General features: G+C 36.2%; 1 protein-coding gene and 1 pseudogene. Both read right to left on the reverse strand.

Annotated elements, in window-relative coordinates; all coding sequences use genetic code 11:
• Window positions 1–276: pseudogene (locus tag AAV96_RS00100) on the reverse strand (MacA family efflux pump subunit); the annotation flags it as partial.
• Between the two features lie 106 nt (window positions 277–382).
• Complete coding sequence (locus tag AAV96_RS00105; RefSeq protein ID WP_046737834.1) at window positions 383–1,210, reverse strand: SIR2 family NAD-dependent protein deacylase; 828 nt, start codon at window positions 1,208–1,210, stop codon at window positions 383–385.
• Between the last annotated feature and the right edge of the window lie 374 nt (window positions 1,211–1,584).

A 1,584-nucleotide genomic window follows, 5' to 3' on the forward strand; every position in this document is an offset into this window, starting at 1 on the left:
TTGACCTTGTTTGACTTGATCGCCTAACTGAACATACATTTTTTTCACTTGACCTGAAACCTGAGCACCCACACTGACCATCTTGGTTGCTTCAAGTACACCCGTTGCGAGTACTGAATCTTCAATATCACCTTTGGAAACTTCAGCACTAATATATTGTGGTGCTTGATCTTTAGGTTTAAAGAAAAACCATGCGACGGCTGCAATAATCGCCACACCGATAGCGATTATTATTATTTTACTTAATGGTATTTTTTTAGAACTTGTTTTTAGCATGGCAACAGATCGAAATTTGGAAACTCAAACCAGTATAAAAGCGAAATAAGGATAAAACGTGGATATTTTTAATCTATAATGATAATTATTATCAAATTTATTTGAATTATTCGACTAGAATCTGATAAATATTTTGAATACCAATGGCTGCATTTTCTGCGATTGAGACTCCTCCCTTGGATGGAAGCATTGCTTCACGAGGATTGATGCGGATGAGTTGTGGTGCGAAGCGTTCACTGAAATAACGAACGGTTGGAATGGTCGTACCAGCACCTATTTCAATGATAATAGGTTGATTGTGGGCTTCTAAAAAATTTTCTAAGCATCTCGCTTGTTGAATGTGTCTTTGGCTGACCCAAGCATAATCATTAAACATCAAAATATTTGGACGGGATAACTTGCCACAATGTGGGCATAGTGGGAGTTGTCCTAGCCATTGACAATTTTGATGATCAATCTCAGGCGTTAATTCATTTGCTGACCATGTTGTGAGTTGGCAAGGTTCTGAGCATTGAAGATGGTGGATCGAGCCATGACACTCATAAATTTGGTTTGGATCAAAACCTGCTTTTTGAAACTGCCCATCAACATTCGAAGTAAATACAAAGTAGGGTAGTGCTAATTTTTCAGCGAGTTGCTTGAGTAAATTAAAACCTTGATGCGGCATGGTTTGACGATATAGTGCCAAACGATGTCCATAAAAACCCCATGCTAAATTTGGCTGAAATTCAAATGCTGCTGGATTGGCTATTTCGGTAAAGTCGATACGTTGTTTACCGAGTTCTGGATAAGCTCGCCACATGCCTTGATTGCCTCGAAAGTCGGGCAGACCTGAGTCAACGCCCATACCTGCACCCGCACTGATAATTAGGCTATCGGCTTTTGAGAATAAACTTTTAATTCTTTCAATTTCGATGGGGCTGAGTTGCTGCATGATTCGTATTCTTATCCTCTGTCATCGTAGTAGTTTATTGAGATGATCTCAGCATAATTTACCCTAAAATTGAGAAATATTGAGTGAATTATGACTTTCTGATGATGATTGAGCTAACGGCGATTGATGACCTATTGAATTCTATTGATGAGACGATCTTGATTTAGAAAAGATCACGTTTATGTATTTACAGTAGGTTGAATTACATCATTCATTAAAAAATGAGTTACGTTTCTAATTTAACTTTCCCAGCCTCATTATTTTTTAAAAATTACTATAAATTTCAATTTCTTATATTTATTTTTAATATAAGGTAAATAAATTTAATAAAACCTTAATTTTTTTATGGATTTAAGGGTGTAAAAATTGTAAGA

The sequence above is a fragment of the Acinetobacter sp. AG1 genome, assembly GCF_001005525.1.
Lineage (GTDB): Bacteria > Pseudomonadota > Gammaproteobacteria > Pseudomonadales > Moraxellaceae > Acinetobacter > Acinetobacter modestus.

Bases quoted from the DNA above. Each gene is read 5' to 3' on its own strand.
- AAV96_RS00105 (WP_046737834.1), bottom strand. From the start codon at position 1,210: ATGCAGCAACTCAGCCCCATCGAAATTGAAAGAATTAAAAGTTTATTC.